Genomic DNA, 20,520 nt, shown 5'->3' with positions numbered 1-20,520 from the left:
CTACATCTCCAATTCGTTCAATAGGGAATCGATGGCCGCCAGGTCGTCGCGTCCGCCGCCGGACGCATGCATCGCGTTCAATAGCGGAGAACGCGCCAGGGTGGCGATGTCGCGGGCGTCGAACAGGGCACGCAGGCCCACTGCCACGCCGTGGCGCTGCCTGAGCAGGGCGGAGACCTGCATCACCGAAATCGAATCGCCGCCCAGTTCGAAGAAGTTGTCGTGCCGGCCGACCTGCGCCACACCCAGGACTTCGCGCCAGATGCCGGCCAGGGTTTCTTCCAGCTGGCCTTGCGGGGCTTCGTAGGTTTGCGCCGAGGCGAACTGCGCCTGCGGTAGTGCCTTGCGGTCGAGCTTGCCGTTGGCCGTGATCGGCAAGGTATCCAGTGTGACGATGGCCGACGGCACCATGTACGCCGGCAGGCTGCGTTCCAGCGCCTGGCGCAGCATCGCCGTGTCCAGGCTTGCCGGGGTCACGTAGGCGACCAGGCGCAGGCTGGCCTGCGATCCGGCGGACGAACCTTGCGCATCCAGGCTTTGGCGTCCGGCCGGTTCGCCCAGTCCTCTCGACACGCTGAATCCATTCTGCCCAATCGGGCCACCCAGGCCGTCCGCATCGGTCGCTTCGTTCGGTCTTGGTCCAGCAACTGCGGCAAGTGCCGGCCCCGCCTGCGCCAGCACCACGGCCTGCTTCACGCCGTCCTGTGCTAACAGCTGCGCTTCGATTTCACCCAGCTCGATGCGCTGGCCGCGCAGCTTGACCTGATGATCCAGCCGGCCGAGGTATTCCAGCTGGCCTTCCTGGTTCCAACGGGCCAGATCGCCCGTTCGGTACAGGCGTTCTCCGCTACCGTAGGGGTCGGCCACGAAGCGCTCCGCGCTCAAGCCCGGCCGGCTCAAATAGCCACGCCCCAGCCCAACGCCGCCCAGGTAGAGCTCGCCGCCGACACCGGGCGGGACCTCGTTCAACTGGGCATCCAGCACATAGGTACGCAGTCCCGCGATCGGGCGCCCGATCGGTACTCCTGTTGCGGCCGGCCGCGCGCAGTCCCAATGCGTCACATCGATCGCCGCTTCCGTCGGGCCGTACAGATTGTGCAGTTCGATCGCCGGGAACAGCGCATGGACCCGCGCGCACAACTCTGCCGGCAAGGCCTCACCACTGCAGAAGACCCGGCGCAGCACCTTCCTGGCGGCCGACAGCGTCGCGCTATCCTCCTGCGATTCGCAGTGCGCCACGAAGGCGTGCAGCATCGAGGGCACGAAGTGCAGCGTGCTCACCTGCTGCGCCACGATGCGCCCCAGCAATCGTTCCGCGTCGCGATGCTCGCCGACCGCGGCTAGCGCCAGGCGCGCGCCCGCCATCAGCGGCCAGAAGAACTCCCAGACCGAGACATCGAAGCTGAAAGGCGTTTTCTGCAGCACTGTGTCCTGCGGTCCCAGACCATAGGCCTGTTGCATCCACGCCAGGCGATTGCTCAATCCGGCGTGGCGGTTGGTCGCGCCCTTCGGCTTGCCCGTCGAGCCCGAGGTGTAGATCACATAGCACGCTTGCTCGGCATGGACAGGAAGGTCCGGCGCGGAAACCAGCGTATCCGGCGCGTGGACCGCGAAGTTCGGTGCGTGAACTGGGTCCAAGGCGTAACCTGGTTCCGATGCGTGGACTGTGCCCGATGCGCGAACGGGAAGGTCCGAGGCCAGGATCGCGACATTCGACCCGTCGGCCACGCCGGCCTGCGCATCCGGCGTGTCGATCTCCAGCAGCGGCACGGCACCCTGCTGCCGTGCCCCACCCCCGATCCACTCGCGCACACGCGCCGACAACCACGACTGGGTCAGCACCAGCGCCGGCGCACTGTCCTCGATCATGTACGACAGGCGATCGTCCGGATACTCCGGATCCAGCGGCACATACGCCGCCCCCGTCTTGAGCACCGCCAGCAACCCCACCACCAGCGACGGATGCCGATGCGCCGCGATCGCCACCAGACGCTCCGGACCGACGCCCAGCGCCAGCAGCCGCTGCGCCAGCCGGTTCGACTGGCGCTCCAGCTGCGCATACGTCAGCGTCAGTACCGATCCCGGCAACGGGTCGGATACCCCATCGGCCGCCAGGGCCGGATCGGTCTCCATGATCACCGCCACCGCATCGGGCGTGCGCGCCGCCTGTGCCGATATCACCGCATGCACAGGCCTGTCCCGCCATTCCGCCATGGCCTCGCCCAGCGGAGAACCGTCGGTCCAGGACCGCAGCAGGTCCTGCTCGCCGGGCATCAACAAGGACAACGTGCCCAGCTTTCCCTGCGCATCCAACGTCAACCGCCTCAAGACCTGCAACAGCCGGCGCGCCAAAACCTCGACCGCGGCACTTCCGTAGTGCGCGCGGTCATAGCTCATGTGCACATGCAAGCCTTCTTTGCGCGACACGACCAGCGTCAGCGGATAGCTGGTCTGCTCCCTGTTGACCAGACCGCTGAACCGCAGGCCATCCAGCCGCGATTGCCCCAGCGCCTCGTCCACCGGGTAGTTCTCGAAGACCACCAGGGTGTCGAACAGTGCCTGGCCACCCTGCCCGGCCCAGCGCTGGATGTCGTACAAGGGCGTATGTTCGTGCTCGCGCGCCGCCACGTTGCTTGCCTGCAGATCGCGCAGCCAGCTTCCCACCGGCTGCGTGGCCGGCAGCCGCACCACCACCGGCAAAGTATTGATGTACAGGCCCAGCACCTGCTGCGAACCGGCAAGCACGTCGGGACGACCCGAAGTCGTCGCGCCGAACACCACCGTGTCCCGGCCTGTGTGCAGTCCCAGTACCAGCGACCAGGCACCTTGTATCAGCGTATTGAGGGTTACGCGTTCCCTGCGCGCATACGCCACCAGTGGCTGGGTCTGGACCGCGTCCAGATCTATCGCCCACTCGCCATACGTACCGCCGTGCGCGGCGCCACCCGCCAGGTCGGGCGTCAGGCATTCATCCGCTGGCGCGCGCTGTAAGGCACTTCGATGCCTGGGATCTTCAAGCGTGGATCCCTCATGCGGATAACCTTCATGCGTAGCGCTTGCACGCAACGCAATGCCGGAGGCGGGCATCGCCTCGGCCAACAGGGTCGAGGCTTCCAGCTCCCGCAGCCGCCCCATCCAGTAAGCCTGCGTGGCCTGCGCATCGCGCCTGGCCAGCCATTGCAGGTAGTCCCGATAGCGGCCCGCCGGGCGCGCCACTGCCCCGCCCGCGTAGTCACTCAATACCTCTCCCAACAGCTGCGACGTGCTCCAGCCGTCCAGCAGCAGGTGATGATGCGTCCAGATAAAGTGGTCATACGCATCGTTGACCCGCACCAGCAGGCAGCGCATCAGAGGAGGCACCAACAGATCGAACCCTGCCGCGCGCTGCGACGCGGCCAGGGCGTCCAGCCGCGCGGCCACTTCCCCGGCATCGCCCCTGACCTGTTGCCGTTCGAACGGCAGCCGCGCCTGGCGCGCCACCCATTGCAGCGGCGCGCCCGCCCGCGCGATGAACCCCGTGCGCAGCACATCGTGCCGCGCCACCGCCGATTCCCACGCAGCCTGGAAACGCGATTCGTCCAGGCCATGGATATCGACCCGCAATTGGTTGATGTAGGGCTGATCGTCCCGCCCGGTATCCTGCCGGCCCGCATCCGGATCCTTGCCTACACGCGTGACGGCATCGGCATCATTTCCATAGATCGCGTGGAACAGCATCCCTGCCTGCATCGGCGTGACGGGGTAGACATCCTGCCACTGCCCCATCGGCTGGCCGATCGGCAAGGCATCCACTTCGGACTGCGTCAAGCCGGCAAGCGGGAAGTCCGATGGCGTCACTCCCTGCGCGCCGCTGGTGCAATGCCCGATCACCGTGGACAGCGCCTCGGTCCAGCGCGCCGCCAGCTCCCGCATCGTCGACTCGTGCCACTGCGTGCCGCTGTAGCCCAGCGACAGCGACAGCTGGCCGTCGTAGACCCGTCCGTTCACGGTCAGCGCATGCGACAGCGGCGCGGCCTCCCATTGGCCCGAACCGACGTCTTCCTCGGCCACGCGCCAGTCCCCGCCGCCCACGCCCGCGTCGAATTGGCCCAGGTAGTTGAACAGGATCGGCGAGGCCGGCGCGCCGGACAAGGCCTGCCGCACCGAGGCATCGCCCCAGCGGCCCAGCACCCCATAGCCCAAACCGTGCCGCGGCACGGCGCGCAAGCGCTCCTTCACGTCCCGAATCAGGTCGGCGGCTTCGCCATCCGTTTGCAGTACCACCGGATAGACCGTGGTGAACCAGCCCACCGTGCGCGTGACATCCAGGCCCAGCGCATCGGCCTCGCGTCCGTGTCCTTCCAGGTCGATGCGGATCTGCCGCAGCCCGCGCCATTGGCGCAACGCCAGGGCCAGCGAGGCCAGGAGCAAGTCATTGACCTGCGTGCGATAGGCCGACGGCGCTTGCCGCAGCAAGGCCTGCGTCTGCGCGGGTGTGAGATTGACCTCGACCCGGCGCAGGTCGGCGACGCGGGCCGGACCATCCACCCGGTCCGGCGGCGGCAAGGCGCCGGCCGGCAGGTTTGTCCAATACGGTTGCTCCTGGGCATGCATCGCTGCCTGCCGGCGCAGACCGCGCGCCCACGCGCCATAGCTGGCCGTACGCGCGGCCAGGCGCGGCGCTTGTTGCCGGCGCGCCTGCTCGTAAGCCTGGCGCAGGTCCTCCAGCAGGATGCGCCAGGAGACCCCATCCACCGCCAGGTGGTGGATCACCAGCAGCAAGCGCCAACTGCCGTCGGCCACCCGCATGCGCGCGGCGCGCACCAACGGGCCATGGGTAATGTCCAAGCTCGCCTGCGCGCGCGCGCAGTGCGCTTCGATCTCGGCCGCGTCGGCCGCCGTCAGGTCCCAGATGCCTGCGTCGGGGGCATCCGGGGCTGCCTCATCGTGAGAGGCAATACGATCCGCATCTCCCTGGACGGTATCGATATTTGAAGAAGCCTGGACGGCATCGATATCCGAAGAAGCTTGAACAGGGTCGATATCCGAAGAAGCCTGAACGGCATTGAAATCCGAAGATGTCGGAACAGGATCGATATCTCCATACGCCTGGATCCATTGGCCATCCTCGCCGCGCCGGTAGCGCAGCCGCAGCGCGTCGTGATGCGACACCACCGCCGCAAGCGCCGCCTTCAAGGCCTGGATATCCACTTCGGTGTCGCTGCGCAGCAGCACTGCCTGGTTCCAGTGGTTATGCGTGGACAGGGGCAGCGACAGGAACTGCGCCTGGATCGGCAGCAAGGGCACTTCCTGCCCCGCCGAGATCTCTTCCTGGCCCGCTGCGGTGTCTTCCTGGTCCGGTTCGGCATTTCCCTCGCCTGCCCGCGCCTGTCCCGCAGCATTGCCCGAGGCATCGTGCGCGGATGCGCCCTGGTAGGGCTGGCCATCCGCCGCGACGCGCACGGCCACTTGCGCCAGGGCCGCCACGGTCTGGCGCTCGAACATCTGGCGCGGACTGATCCGCCAGCCCGCCTGACGCAGCCGCGCCACGATCTGCAGGCTCAGGATCGAATCCCCGCCAACCTCGAAGAAATTATCGTGTCGCCCAATTTGCACCACACCCAGGACTTCGCGCCAGATGCCGGCCAGGGTTTCCTCCAACTGGCCTTGCGGTGCTTCGTAACTTTGCGTCGAGGCGAACTGCGCCTGCGGCAGCGCCTTGCGATCGAGCTTGCCGTTGGCCGTGATCGGCAAGGTGTCCAGCGTGACGATGGCCGACGGCACCATGTACGCCGGCAGGCTGCGTTCCAGCGCCTGGCGCAGCATCGCCGTGTCCAGGCTTGCCGGGGTTACGTAGGCGACCAGTCGCAGGCTGGCTTGCGCGCTACCGGAGGAACCTTGCGCATCCAGGCCTTGGGGGCCGGCCGGTTCGCCCGGTCCTCTCGACACGCTGAATCCATTCTGCCCAATCGGGTTACCCAGGCCGTCCGCATTGGTCGCTTCGTGCGGTCCTGATCCAGCAACTCCGGCAAGTGCCGGCCCCGTCTGCGCCAGCACCACGGCCTGCTTGACGCCGTCCTGCGCCAACAGCTGCGCTTCGATCTCGCCAAGCTCGATGCGTTGGCCGCGCAGCTTGACCTGGTGATCCAGCCGGCCCAGGTACTCCAGCTGGCCTTCCCGGTTCCAACGCGCCAGATCGCCGGTGCGGTACAGGCGTTCGCCCGTGCCGAACGGGTCGGCCACGAAGCGCTCCGCGCTCAAGCCCGGCCGGTTCAGGTAGCCACGGCCCAGGCCGATGCCGCCCAGGTAGAGTTCGCAGCCCACACCGGGCGGCACTTCGTTCAATTGGGCATCCAGCACATAGGTGCGCAGTCCCGCGATCGGGCGCCCGATCGGCACGCCTGTTGCGGCCGGCCGCGCGCAGTCCCAATGCGTCACGTCGATCGCCGCTTCCGTCGGGCCGTACAGATTGTGCAGTTCGATCCCCGGGAACAACGCATAGGTCCGCGCGCACAACTCTGCCGGCAAGGCTTCACCGCTGCAGAAGACCCGCCGCAGCACTTTCCTGGCGGCTGACAGCACCGCGCTATCCTCCTGCGATTCGCAGTGCGCCACGAAGGCGTGCAGCATCGAGGGCACGAAGTGCAGCGTGCTGACCTGCTGCGCCACGATGCGCCCCAGCAATCGTTCCGCGTCGCGATGCTCGCCTACCGCGGCCAGCGCCAGGCGCGCGCCCGCCATCAGCGGCCAGAAGAACTCCCAGACCGAGACATCGAAGCTGAAAGGCGTTTTCTGCAGCACCGTGTCCTGCGGTCCCAGACCATAGGCCTGTTGCATCCACGCCAGGCGATTGCTCAATCCGGCGTGGCGGTTGGTCGCGCCCTTCGGCTTGCCCGTCGAACCCGATGTATAGATCACGTAGCATGCCTGCTCCGGGTGGACCGGCATGTCCGGTGTATGAACAGAAACGCTCGGTTCATGAACGGCGTTCAACGCGTGATCCGGAAGCGCCGAGCTGTGAACCGAATCCGAGGCGTGAATGGGAAGGTCCAAGGCCCGCACCGCGACATTCGACTCGAAGGTCTGGCCAGTCGTTGCGTCAGCCGCGCCAGCCGGCGCATCCAGCGTGTCGATCTCCAGAAGCGGCACGGCACCCTGCTGCCGTGCCCCACCCCCGATCCACTCGCGCACACGCGCCGACAGCCACGACTGGGTCAGCACCAGCGCCGGTGCACTGTCCTCGATCATGTACGACAGGCGATCGTCCGGATACTCCGGATCCAGCGGCACATACGCCGCCCCCGTCTTGAGCACCGCCAGCAACCCCACCACCAGCGACGGATGCCGATGCGCCGCGATCGCCACCCGACGTTCCGGACCGACGCCCAGCGCCAACAGCCGCTGCGCCAGACGGTTCGACTGGCGCTCCAGCTGCGCATACGTCAGCGTCAGTACCGATCCCGGCAACGGGTCGGATACCCCATCGGCCGCCAGGGCCGGATCGGTCTCCATGATCACCGCCACCGCATCGGGCGTGCGCGCCGCCTGTGCCGATATCACCGCATGCACAGGCCTGTCCCGCCATTGCGCCATGGCCTCGCCCAGCGGCGAACCGTCGGTCCAGGACCGCAGCACTGCCCTGTCCTCCGCCGATAACAAGGGCACGTCCGCCACGCGCATGCCCGGCGTCGTCGACATCGCGTCCAGCACCGCCCCATACGCCTGCAACAGCCGCCGCATGGTCGCCGGTTCGTATCGGTCCCTCGCGTAGCGCAACGTCAGCACGATGCGTCCGTCGGCATGTTCCACCGTATCGCACTGCAGATCGACAGGCAGCGCCGCCACGCCCAGCGGATACGGGGCGCACGCCAGTCCGGGCGGCATCCTGCCGGCGGCGCCGTCGGACTGCTGATGATTGAACAGGATCTGGAACAGCGGATTCCGGTCCAGGCTGCGCTCCGGACGCAGGGCATCGACCAGGCTATCGAAGGGAAGGTCCGGATACGCCTGCGCGCCCAGCACGGCCGCGCGCGCCTGTCCCACCGCGTCCTCGAACGTGGAATCATCCTGGAAGCGCGCGCGCAATACCTGGGTATTGACGAACAGGCCCACCACGTCCTGGGTTTCGGCGCGGTGCCTGCCCGCCGCCGGCACGCCCAGGCGGATATCGTCCTGGCCCGTATACCGATACAGCAAGGACTGGAAGGCCGCCAGCAGCAGCATGAACATCGTGTCGCCGCGCCCGCGCGCCAGCGTCCGCAGGCGCGCCGCCGTGGCCGCCTCCAGATCCAGCGCCACCTGTGCCGCCACTCGGGCGCCTGGCCGCGGCGCATGGTCGCAGGCGATCTGCAGGACGGGATGCTCGTCGCCCAGCGCATTGCGCCAATAGGTCAGTTGCCTGTCATGCTCGCCCGCGTCGAGCAGGTCGCTCTGCCAGCCCGCGTAGTCCGTATACGCGATGGAGGGCGCTGGCGGCAGCTGCGCGGTGCCGCCCGCCCGCACCGCCTCGTAGGCCGCCGCGAAATCCGCCATCACCAGGCGCACGGACCACCCGTCCGCCACGATATGGTGCATGACGATCACCAGCAGATGCTCGTCGTCGGCCAACCGGACCAGGCCGGCGCGCAAGAGCGGACCGGCCGTCAAATCGAAGGGCTGCTCCAGCCATGCGCGCGCCACCTCGCCGGCCCGCCCTTCGCGTTCGTCCCCGGAATGGACACGCGCATCGTGGAAGTCGACACGCATGGAAGCATCGGCGTCGACCACCGGCATGGCCAGCCCCGCATCGTCGGCGACGAAACGCGTACGCAGCGCGGCATGCCGCGCGCGGACCGCTATAAGCGCGGCACGCACGGCCTGCACATCCAGCGCGCCTTTCAGGCGCAGCGCGCCCGGCAGGTGGTAGGTGGCATCCATGGGATCCAGCCGCCAAAGAAACCATAGCCGGCGCTGCGCGTGGGACAAGACCGGTGTCGTGGCGCGTGGCAGGATGGGCAGCTGGGCGGCCTCCATGCCGGTCTCGACCATCTGCCGGTACGCCGCGCGGCGCTGTGCCGGCGCCAGCGCCATGAATTTGGCGGCGACGCGGCGCGTCAGGGTCTGGTCCATTACATCGCCTCCAGCGTATCCAGGAAATCGTCCATGCGCCGCAGCGCCTGGTCGCGGCCGGCCGCCGCCGTCGCCGCCTCCGCCACCCGGCCGGCGAACGCGGCCAGGGTCTGTGCCTCGAACAGGGCGGTCAGCGGCACGTCCACCTGCCATTCGCGCTGGATGCGCGCGACCACCTGCATCACCATCAGCGAATGCCCGCCCAGTTCGAAGAAGCTGTCATGCCGGCCCACCCGCGGTACCCCCAGCACCTGCGACCAGATCCGCGCCAGCCGCTGCTCGTTGTCGTCGGCCGGCGCGACATACGCCTGGCTCGCGTCCTGGGGTTCCGGCGCCGGCAGGGCCTTGCGGTCCACCTTGCCGTTGCGGCTCAGCGGCAAGGCCGCCAACGCCACCCATACCGCGGGCACCATGTACGCCGGCAATGCCTGCGCCAGGGCCGCCCGGACATCCGCCAGCCAACGCACGCGCCCCTCGTCGCTATCGACCTGCGCCGGCTCCCGCGCGACAACGTAGGCGACCAGGCGATGTCCGCCCTGCCCGTCCTCCCTTACCACGGCGACAGCCTGCCGCACCGACGCGATGCGCGCCAACTGGGCATCGATCTCGCCCAGTTCGATACGGAAGCCATGCACCTTGACCTGGTGGTCCACGCGCCCCAGGTACTCCAGGATGCCGTCCTCCCGGAAACGCGCCAGATCGCCCGTGCGGTACATGCGCGCCCCCGGCGAGCCGGGCATGGGATCGGCCACGAATCTTTCCGCGGTGATCGTGGGCCGATGCAGATAGCCGCGCCCGACGCCGACACCGGCGACGCATAGTTCGCCCACCACGCCGGCAGGCAGGGGCGCCAGGTTCGCATCGACCACGTACAGGCGGTTATGGTCGGTGGCCTGGCCGATGGCCAGTATCGATCCCGATGCGTCGTCCGCCGCCATCGCGGGCAAGCGGTACAAGGCGACATCGTCGGCGCATTCGGCGGGACCGTAGGCATTCACCACCCCGATGTCCGGATAGCGCGCCTGCCAGGCCCGTGCCAGGGCCATGGACGTGGCTTCCCCGGTCGGCATCAGCCAGCGCAGGCGCGGCAGCGGCACCGGGTCGCGCAGCAGCATGCCCTGAATCAGGGTCGGCACGCATTCCAGTACGGTGATGCCATCCTGCCGCACTTGTTCCAACAGGGCGCCGGGATCGCGGGCGACCTCGTCGGGAACGATGTGCACGCACGCCCCGCACAGCAGCCCCGCCAGCAATTGCCATACGGAAATATCGAAACTCTGCGACGCGGTCTGCGCGATCGCATCGTCCGGCCCCAGTCCCAGGTAGGGAATCTTGCTCAGTTGATTGTTGAGCATGCCGCGCGCGGTCACCACGACACCCTTGGGCTCGCCGGTCGATCCGGAGGTAAAGATGACGTAGGCAGCCTGGTCCGGCCGGGCCGCGCCGCGCGGATAGGTCCTGGGTTCGTCGCCGTCGAAGGCCGGGCCGGGCACCACCCGTATCGACGCGGGCAGCGCGGCCAGGCCGTCGCCCAGGGCGGCGGCCACCGGCGCCGATACCACCAGCGTCCGCACGCCCGCCAGTTGCAGGACCTGCGCGATGCGCCGCGGCGGCAAGGACGGATCGAGCGCCAGATAGGCCGCATTCAGCTTGAACGCGCCCAGCACGCTGGCCAGCATCTCCAATCCCCGCTCGGCCAAAATAGCCACCACATCGTCGCGCCCCACGCCATGCGCGGCCAGCACATGCGCGTGGCGCTCGGCGCGCCGGTTCAACTCGCCATACGTCAGGCAGCCTTCGCGGGCACGCACGGCCGTGCGCTCCGCATGATGCGCGGCCGTCCTCTCGAAAAGGCTGGCATAGCCGGCGTCCAGCGGATACGCGGGCGCCGCGCCGCATCCCAACGCGCGCAGGCGCTCGCGTCCGGCTTCGGGCAGCAGGTTCACGTCGGCCAGCACCGCGTCGGGCCGCCCGGCCAATTCCATCACGATGTGCCGCAGGCTATGCAGCAGGCCATCGATCTCGGATCGCCTGAACAGGGTGGCGTCATAGGTGATCTGCAGGCCCAGTTCCGGGCCGGGCTTCGCCACCAGGGTCAAGGGGTAGTTGGTATGCGTGCGCGCGCCATCGGCGGACAGGCCCAGTTCCTCGGCGTCGGCCAGCATCGCGCTATCCAGCGGCGCGTTCTCGAAAACGAACAGGGTGTCGAACAGGTTCATGCCGCGCGGCAGATCGCCGGCCAGGGCCTGGATCTCCGCGAGCGACAGATGCTCGTGTTCGCGCATGACGGCGTTGACCGCCTGTATGTCGCGCAGCCACGCCGCGGCCCGCGCCGTCGCCGGCACCGCCAGGCGCAGCGGAAGCGTATTGATGAACAGGCCTACGGTATCGTGCACGCCATCCAGCTCGGTCGGCCGCCCCGCCACGGTCACGCCGAACAACACCTCGTCCATGCCGGCGCAGCGCGCCAGCAGCAAGGCCCAGGCGCCCTGCACATAGGTATTGACGGTCAGTTGCGCCCCTTGCGCCGCGTGCTGCAAGGCAGCCGTATCGGATGCCGGCAGGCGCAGCAGCGCGTCGGCGGCCTCGCCGCCGCCCGCATCGGCGTCCGCGCTGGACGTGCTCGTGCCGGACGCGTTGATGGCAGGCAGCGGCAACGGCGTCACCGTCGAATATCCCGCCAGCGCGCCGCGCCAGTAGCTTCGCGCCGCCCCTTTGTCCTGGCGTCCCAGCCACGCGATGAAATCCCGGTACGGCCGCGTGCTGCCCAGGCGCGGCTCGCCGCCGTCGCGGAAGGCCTTGTAGGCGTGGAAGAAATCCGCCAGCAGCACGGAACGGCACCAGGCGTCCATCAGGATATGGTGATAGCTCAGCACCATGCGGTCCGCATCCGCCAGGCGAAACAACCTGACCCGCCACAAGGGCGCGCGGCTCATGTCGTAGCCGGCGGCCAGTTCGCCGCGCAGCATGCCTTGCATGCGCTCCAGCGCCACCGCGGTGTCGTCCCGCCGCCAGTCCAGGATGTCGACGGGCGTGCCGACGTCGTAGTGGATAAGCTGCATGGGGGCTTCTCCGCTGCGCCAGGCAAAGCCGGCGCGCAGCGCCTCGTGGCGTTGGCCCAGCAACCGCCACGCCCGTTCCATCGCGTGAGCATCGATGCGGCGGTCGAAGCGGTAGCGATCCTGCATCAGGTATATCCCCGAAGCGGGCTTCATCAGCGTGTGCAGCAAGAGCCCCTGCTGCAAGGGCGTCGCCGGATAGATATCCGCCACCACGGCCGGATCCGGCGCCAGGCGGTCCAGCTGCGCCTGGTCCAGGCCGGCCAGCGGAAAGTCGGACGCCATCGGCGCGACGGCCGCGGAAGCCGCGCAGGCTTCCGCCAGCTCGCGCAGATGGGCCATGTAGCGGTGCGCGAGCGTCTCGATGGCCGCATCGTCGAAGATGGCGCCGCTGTAGGTCCAGGCCACATGCAGGGCACCGTCGCGCACCGATGCGCCCACGTCCAGCCAGGTGCGCCGGGGGCTGTCGGGATGCCGCTCCGCGCCCGCGGATTCCGCCGCCCAGGTCCAGCCGCGCAGCGTGCCGTCCAGCCGGCCCAGGTAATTGAACGTGAGGCGCGGCGACGCCAGCCCTTGCAGGCCCGCGCCGCCATGGCGCAGCGCGCCGTAGCCCAATCCCTTGTCGGGGATGGCGCGCAGCTGGGCCTTGACGGCGGCCAGCGCCTGCACTGGCCCCCCGCTGCCCGGGGCCAGCCGCACGGGATACAGGGCGGTAAACCAACCGACGGTACGCGAAACATCGAGGTCCGCCACCACGTCCTCGCGGCCATGGCCTTCGATTTCCACCAGGACACTGTCGCGGCCGGTCCACTCGCGCAGCGCCAACGCCAGCCCGGCCAGCAGGGTTTCGTGGGCCTGCGCGCGATGGTCCCGGGCGGCGCGCGCCAGCAGGGCTTCGGTCGTCTCCGCCTCAAGGACGGTGTGCACGGTGCGCGCCATGCGCACGGTATTGCCGCCGGCCGGATCGCGTGCCGGCAAGGGCGGTTCGTCGTGGCCGCACAGCGCGCGCCAGAGCTCGCGTTGCGCCTGCGTGGCGGCGCGATCGCGGTAGCCTTCCAGCGCGGCGGTCCAGGCGCCGTAGCTGACGCCCACGGCGCCCAGGCAGGGCGCCTGCCCCAGCCTGGCCTGCTCGTAGGCGGTCTGCAGATCGTCCAGCAATATCTGCCACGACACCGCGTCCACGACCAGGTGATGCGCCACCCAGAGCAGGCGGCCGGGCCGGCCGGCGCCCAGATCCAGCCAGGCGGCCCGCGTCACCGGGCCGGCCCCCAGATCCAGTCCCCGCTGGACTTCCTCCGCGGCGGCGCCGATGGCCTGTGGCACATCCTCGGCCCGCGACAGATCGACAACAACCCAGTCATCCGGCGGCGTGGCAGGCGGCGCATAGCGCTGTACCCACGACCCATCCCCTTGCGGCGCATAGCGCAACCGGAAGGCATCGTGATGCGCCATCACCGCGCGCACGGCGGCCTGCAATGCCGGCAGGTCGATCGCACCCGCCGGCTGCAACAGGACGGACTGGTTCCAGTGTTCGCGCGCCGGCATGGGCGTATCGAAGAACCAGCGCTGGATGGGCGCCAGCGCCGCGCGACCCGCCGCCGCCGCGCCGGATACAGCACCCGATACAGCACCCAAAGGCCGGGCGGCCGCGGCCAACGCGGCCACGGTCTGCCGTTCCATGACATCGCGCGGGCTGATGGCCCAGCCCGCCTTGCGCATGCCGGCCACCACCTTCAGGCTCAGGATGGAATCCCCGCCTATCTCGAAGAAGTTGTCCAGCCGTCCCACGCGCTGTACACCCAGCACCCCGGCCCAGACGGAGGCCAGCAGCGTTTCCAACGGCCCGTGCGGCGGCTCATGGGATGCGCCGGCCACGAAGTCCGGCGGCGGCAGCGCCTTGCGGTCTATCTTGCCGTTGGCGTTCAGGGGCAGGCCGGGCAGCACCATGATAAGGGCCGGCACCATGTAGTCCGGCAGCTGGCCGGCCAGCGCTTCCCGCAGCGAGGCGGGATCCGGCGCGCGTTCCCCCGCCGCCACATAGGCCACCAGTTGCGTGGCCGCGTGTCCGGCATGCGCCACCGCCACCGCTGCCGTCACGCCGGGCTGCGCCAGCAGGCAGGCTTCCACCTCGCCCAGTTCCACGCGCAGGCCGCGTATCTTCACTTGATGGTCGGTACGGCCCTGGTAGACGATCCGTCCTTCCGCGTCCCAACTGGCCAGATCGCCCGTCCGATACAGGCGCGTGCCCGGCGCCCCGAAGGGATCGGCGACGAAACGATCCGCGGTCAACCCCGGCCGCCGCGCGTAGCCGCGCGCCAATCCGGCGCCGCCCAGGTAGAGTTCGCCCAGAACCCCGGGCGGCACGGGCTTCAGGCCGCCGTCCAATATCCATGTCTGCAGGCCGGCGATGGGCCGCCCGATGGGGACATTGCCGGTATCCGACGCGGCGCAGGTCCAATGGGTGACGTCGATGGCGGCCTCGGTGGGCCCGTAGAGATTGTGCAGGCAGGCCCAGGGCATCTCGCGCGAAACCGCGTCGCGCGCATCGCCGGGCAACGCTTCGCCGCTGCACAGGATGCGGCGCACGCCGCGGCAATGGGCGGCTTGTCCATCGGCCAGGAATGCCCGCAGCATCGAAGGAACGAAATGCAGCGTGGTCACGCCGTGGCGCACGATGCATGCGGCCAGGCGGGCGGGATCGCGGTGATCGCCCGGCGCAGCCATGACCAGGCGCGCGCCCGTCATCAGCGGCCAGAAGAATTCCCACACGGACACGTCGAAACCGAATGGCGTCTTCTGCAGCACCGCGTCGTCCGGCGTCAGCCCGTATTCGCGCTGCATCCACGCGATGCGGTTGGCCAGGCCGCCGTGGCGATTGGCGGCCCCCTTGGGGCGGCCCGTCGAACCGGATGTGTAGATGACGTAGGCCAGGTTCTCGCCATGCAGGCGGACCGCCGGCGGCCGCGCATGCGTCGCCGCCGCGTCCCGCGCCAGATCCACCACCGCCATGCCGGGCGGAATGGACAGCGCGGCCGGCGTGGCGCCTTTCAGCAGCAGCAGGCGGCTGCCGCAGTCCTCCAGCATATAAGCCAGCCGCTGCGCCGGGTACTCCGGGTCCACGGGCACATAGGCGGCACCGGCCTTCAGGATGCCCAGCAAGCCGACCACCATCTCGACGGAACGTTCCAGCATGATGGCGACGGGCACATCCGGCCCCACCCCCAATGCGGCCAGGCGATGCGCCAATGCGTTGGCGCGGCCGTCCAGCTCCGCATAGCTCAGGACCGCATCGCCCATTTCCAGCGCGGGCGCGCGCGGCGTGCGCCGGGCCTGTTCCGCGAACGCGACGTGGACCGGCGGCAAGGGGGCCAGGGCCGGCCCTCCCCGGCTCCAGTCCCGCAACCGCTCCGCTTCATCGGGCAGGACGATGTCCACGTCGGCGACCCGCGACTGCGGGCGTTGCACCACCTCGGCCAGCACGGCCAGGAAGCGCGCGGCCAGGCGCCGCGCGGTGGCGTCCGTGAACAGCGCGGTGTTGTATTCGAGGCGGCCAAGCACGGCGCTCTCGCCGCCACGCGGGTCCGCCCACCCTGCCTCGTTCAACAGGAAGTCCAGCGACAGCTCGAATTTCGCGGCGCGCTCGGGCAAAGGCAGTCGCGTCGACGACAGGTCCTTCAGCGCGAGTTCCGGCGCGCCGTCGGTGGCCTGCACGCCGAACATCACCTGGAACAAGGGATGGCGGCCGGGCTCGCGGGCGAGATGGCGCCGTTCCAGCAAGAGTTCCAACGGCAGGTCCGCGTGATCCATCGCGCCACGCGCAAGGTCGCGTACGCGGCGGCACACCTGCTCCAGGGTTTGCGCGGCATCGATATCCGCCTTGAAGACCTGGGTCTGCACGAAGAAGCCCACCAGCTCCTGTGACATCGGCAGCGAGCGCCCGGAAGACGGTACGCCGATGGTGAAGCTCTCCTGCCCGGCATAGCGCGACAGCAGCACCTGCCACGCGGCGAACAACACGACGAAGGGTGTGCAGCGCAGGGCGGCGCAATGGGCCCGCAGCGCGCGCGCCAGGTCCGGCGGCACCTCGAAGTAATGGGATGCCCCCGCGAAACCGATGTCGGCGGGACGCGTGCGATCGGTGGGCAGGACCAGGGCCGGCGCGTCGGTGCCCAGGTGCCGGTCCCAATAGTCGATACTTTGCGCCCATGCGCCCCGCGCGGCGCGCTCCTCCTGCCATGCCGCGAAATCCACGTACTGCCGGGCCAGGGCGGGCAAGGCCACCTCGCCCTCCCGCGCCAGGGCCTGTCGATAGGCTTGCGCCAGATCCCGGGCGAAGACCGGATTGGACCAGGCATCCGACGCGATATGGTGCAGGCACCACGCCAGGACATGCGTATCCGCGTCCAGACGCATCAAGGTCGCTACCAGCGGGAAGTCCGCCTCCAGATCGAAGACATGGCCCGCCAGCGCCGCCAGCCGCGCCTCGCGCGCCAGCTCGCGATCGGCGGGCGCCAGCCCGGACAAGTCGTGCCAGGCCAGCTCGCATCGGCCATGAGGATCGACGCGCTGCATCGGCACGCCGTCGATCTCGCCGAAGCGGGTACGCAGGATGGCATGCCGCCGCACCAGGGCGTCGAAGCCCCGCCGCAGCGCATCGGCGTCCAGCGGTCCGCGCAACAGAAACGCGCGCGGCAGGTTGTAGGCGGTCGACGACGGCGCATAGCGATGCAGGAACCACAACTGGCGCTGTGCCGGCGACACCCCGGCCCAGCCCTCCGTGTCGAGCACCGCGCGAGGCATGGCATCGACGGAGGCCGCGCCAGCCGCGCGCTCGCCATCGTCCTCGTCATCGGCCAGCAGGGCCCGCAACAGATCCAGTCGGCTATCGGTCATGCCTGATCCCCGCTGCAAGGGTTCGGTCGGATACGGTCATGCTTGATCCTCGCTGCAAGGGTTCGGTCGGACACGGTCATGCGCGCTCCTCGATGCCGGCCGCCAGCGCGGCGCGTTCCCGCGGCGTCATGCGATCCAGGGCCACGCGCGATTCGGCGATACGCGCCAGGGCGGATGGATCCTCGGCACGGCGGCGCAATTCGGCCGCCAGCGCCGCCGCGGTCGGATGATCGAACACCGCGCCGGGCGGCAACTCCAGCTTCAGCGCCTTGCGCAGCCGCGTCACCAGCCTGATGACCAGCAGCGAATGCCCGCCCATCGCGAAGAAGTCGTCATCGATACCCAACGAGGGCTGCCCGAGCAACTCGGCCATGCGGCTTGCCACGACAGTCTCCAATGCGTCGCGCGGCCGCGCCTGGCCGACGTCCTGTTCGACATGGCCGCGCGCGCGCGCCGCCAGGGCCTGCCGGTCTATCTTGCCGTTGGCCAGGCGCGGGAAGGCGGGCAAGCGCAGGAACCGGGCCGGCACCATGACGTCCGGCAGCATATCGGCCAGGGCGCGGCGCCAGGCCGCGATCCGCTCGTCGCCGCCGCGGGCGGGCTCCGATCCGTCGGCCGCGATGCCCACCGCATCCGGCATTTCCGTGTCCACCACGAACGCCGTCAACGCCACGCCGCCGGCCGCCGGGACCGCGATGACCGCGGCCTGCCGTATATCCGGCAAGGCCAGCAGGCGCGCCTCGATTTCGGCGGGTTCGATGCGGTGGCCGCGTATCTTGACCTGGTGGTCCACGCGTCCCGCCAGGCGAATCGCGCCGTCCGGCAGCACGCAGGCCAGGTCGCCGGTGCGGTACAGGCGTTCGCCTGGCCGATGGGGATCGGCCACGAAGGCTTGCGCCCCTTCCCCGCCCAGATAACCGGCGCACAGCTGCGCGCCGCCCAGATAGACTTCGCCGGCCGCGCCCAGCGGCGTCGGCGACAGATCGGCGTCCAGCACATACACCCGGCAATTGCCCAGGACGCGGGTCAGCGGCAGCGTGGACCCGTAGCCGGGACCCGCCGCGCCATCGGCCGCGATAGGGGCCTCGTCCATCGGCGTATCTCCGCACCATGCGTCCACCGGGTGGATCATCACGCCGACCGTCGCTTCGGTGGGACCGTAATGGTTGTAGAGCGCGCATCGCGGCGACAGGGCGAAAATGCGGCGCACCAGCGCGGCCGACGACGCTTCGCCGCCCAGCACCACACGCGCAGGCACGCGGGCGTGCTCGTGGTCGAGCAAGGCTTCCAGATGCGAGGGAACCATCTTTATTCCGTCGATACGATGCGCCGCCAGAAAGGCGGCGAAGGTGGCGCCATCGCGCATATCGTCCTGCGCGGCAACGATCAGGGCGCTGCCCTGGGATAAAGCGCCGAACAAGGCGGTGTTCCCCAGGTCCGCCGCGACCGTGCCCGTCAAGGCCCAGCGGCGCGACTGCCCCAGGTCCATCGCGCGGGTCGCCGCGGCTACGTAGTTCAATAACTGCCGATGCGCGATAGGCACGCCTTTGGGTTCGCCCGTGGAGCCCGACGTGAACAGGACGTAAGCGACATCGTCCAGGACGGAGGAATCGACATCGTCCCGCGTCGGCATATCGCTATCGCCCCGCGCGCAAGCATCGCCGCGATCCGCGGGGGCCACCCTGCCGCCCTGCCCCGGCGTGCCGGGACGCGCGTCATCCGGCGCCACCTCCAGACGCGCCGACGCGAACAACGGCACACCCTGGGCCCACGCTTGCGCGCGTGCAGCCAACGTCTCCGAGGCGACCAGTACGCATGACGGCATCGCCGCGCGCACGATCGCGGCGCAGCGGGCATCCGGCCAGTCCTCTTCCATGGGCAGATAGGCCGCGCCGCAACGCCATGCCGCGAGCATCGCCACCACCAGGCCGGCGTCGCGCGGCAGCCGCAATGCCACGATGGCGCCCCGGCGCACGCCCAGGCGCCGCAACCCGGCCGCCGCCGCCGCCACGCGGCGCTCCAGGCCCGCGTAGGTCAATTCCTCGCGGGTGTCGCGCAGCGCCAGGGCCTCCGGCGTATCCCGCGCCCACCGCGCGATCAGGGCAGGCAGCGCCTGGGGCCCCGCGTCCAGCGCCTCGCCCTGGCGCGCCAGCAGGGACTGCCGCTCCGCCTCATCCATCACTTGCAGCTTATCCAGCGGCGTGTGGGGCGCGCGCGCGACGTTAGCCAGCAGCGCGACGTACTGTCCCAGCAAGGCCTGGGCTGCCCACAGCGGATGGCGCGCGGGCGCATACGCCAGGGTCAGCCGCGCGCCATCCGCCCGCATGCCCACCTGCATGGCCAGGGCGAACGCGCGCGCCGGCCCCGGCATTTGCCGCACGGTCCATTGCAGCGACGCCTCCGTCAACGACGCTTCGTCGACATACTGGAACCCGGCCTCCAGATGCGCCGTCGACGGCGGCGCGTCGACCTCCCAATACTCCTGCGCCTCGATATGCCGCCCCAGCGTATCGGCCAGCCGCGAGGCGCAGTCGGCAAACGCGGCCCCCGGCTCCCAGTCCAGCACGACCGGCAGGATCTTCTCGTAGACGCCCACCGCGCCGGACAACATGTCGTAATCACGGCGGCAGTCGTGCTGCCAGCCGCCCAGGAAATTCCAGCCGCCGGCAATACGTCCCAATACGGCCCACCACGCGGCCTGCAACAGCACAGGCATGGGCAGGTCCAGGCGCCGCGCGGTGTCCCGCAATGCAGACAGCCTGTCCGCCGCAAGGTCCACGGCCATATCCATCGCGGGCGGAACCGCGGATGCGCCGTCCCGCGCGGACGCCCCCAGCTGGCGCAGCGCGGGGCCGCCCCAGGCCGCATGCGGCGCCATGTATCCAGTCCAGTAGCCGCGCGCGGCCGGGGCGTCCTCGTCATCGTCCAGTTCGCGGCGCCACAGGATGTACTCGGTATACGCGAACGTCTCTTTGTCCCATGCGGACGTCGCGCCATAGCCGCGCGCCAGGTCGTCGATCATGATGCGCAGCGATCCGCCATCGGCTGCCAGCGCCGGCACGGCCAGGGCCAGCAACGCGCCGCCCGTGCCGCTACGCCACAGCGCCGCCCGCAGCGCCGGACCGGCGGCGCGCCACGACGCCAGCCGCGCCGCGATACCCCGGTCCACCACGCCGTGCGCCACGTCGTGCTCCGCATCTGCCTGCGCATCCGGATCGGCTTCTTCCCATTGCCAACCCGGTGCGGTGTCGGCAAGCAGGCGCAGGCCGCGATAACCCGGCACGGGGCCATAGGCATGGCGCAGGCTGCCATGATGCATCGCCAGCCGGTCAAGCGCCGCGCGCATCCGCGATTCGTCCACATGCCCGGCCAGCGCCACCAGGGCGATGTGCACGCTTTCCGCTTCGCCCGCCGCCACGACGGCGCGCTGCTCCGGGCTCAAGGGCAAGTGCTCCCCCACGACGCGCGTGTCGGTCATTTC

At 69.6% G+C, this 20,520-nt stretch carries 3 protein-coding genes; all 3 read right to left on the bottom strand.

Translation table 11 applies throughout. The annotated features are described in order from the left end of the window. Positions 1–9,087, bottom strand: a complete 9,087-nt coding sequence (locus CAL28_RS30000; RefSeq protein WP_254926100.1) for a non-ribosomal peptide synthetase — start codon at positions 9,085–9,087, stop codon at positions 1–3. Next, positions 9,087–17,039, bottom strand: a complete 7,953-nt coding sequence (locus CAL28_RS12000) for a non-ribosomal peptide synthetase (RefSeq protein ID WP_094841594.1) — start codon at positions 17,037–17,039, stop codon at positions 9,087–9,089. The genes CAL28_RS30000 and CAL28_RS12000 overlap by 1 nt, the downstream gene beginning before the upstream one ends. Before the next feature lie 76 nt (positions 17,040–17,115). Then, positions 17,116–20,517, bottom strand: coding sequence for an amino acid adenylation domain-containing protein (locus CAL28_RS11995; protein ID WP_176463970.1), 3,402 nt, complete (start codon positions 20,515–20,517; stop codon positions 17,116–17,118). Between the last annotated feature and the right edge of the window lie 3 nt (positions 20,518–20,520).

Origin of the sequence: Bordetella genomosp. 11 (genome assembly GCF_002261215.1) — a bacterium.
In the GTDB taxonomy this organism is placed as follows: Bacteria; Pseudomonadota; Gammaproteobacteria; order Burkholderiales; family Burkholderiaceae_B; genus Bordetella_C.
Note: the sequence above shows the minus strand (reverse complement) of the source record. Positions and strands in the feature narration are given on the sequence as shown.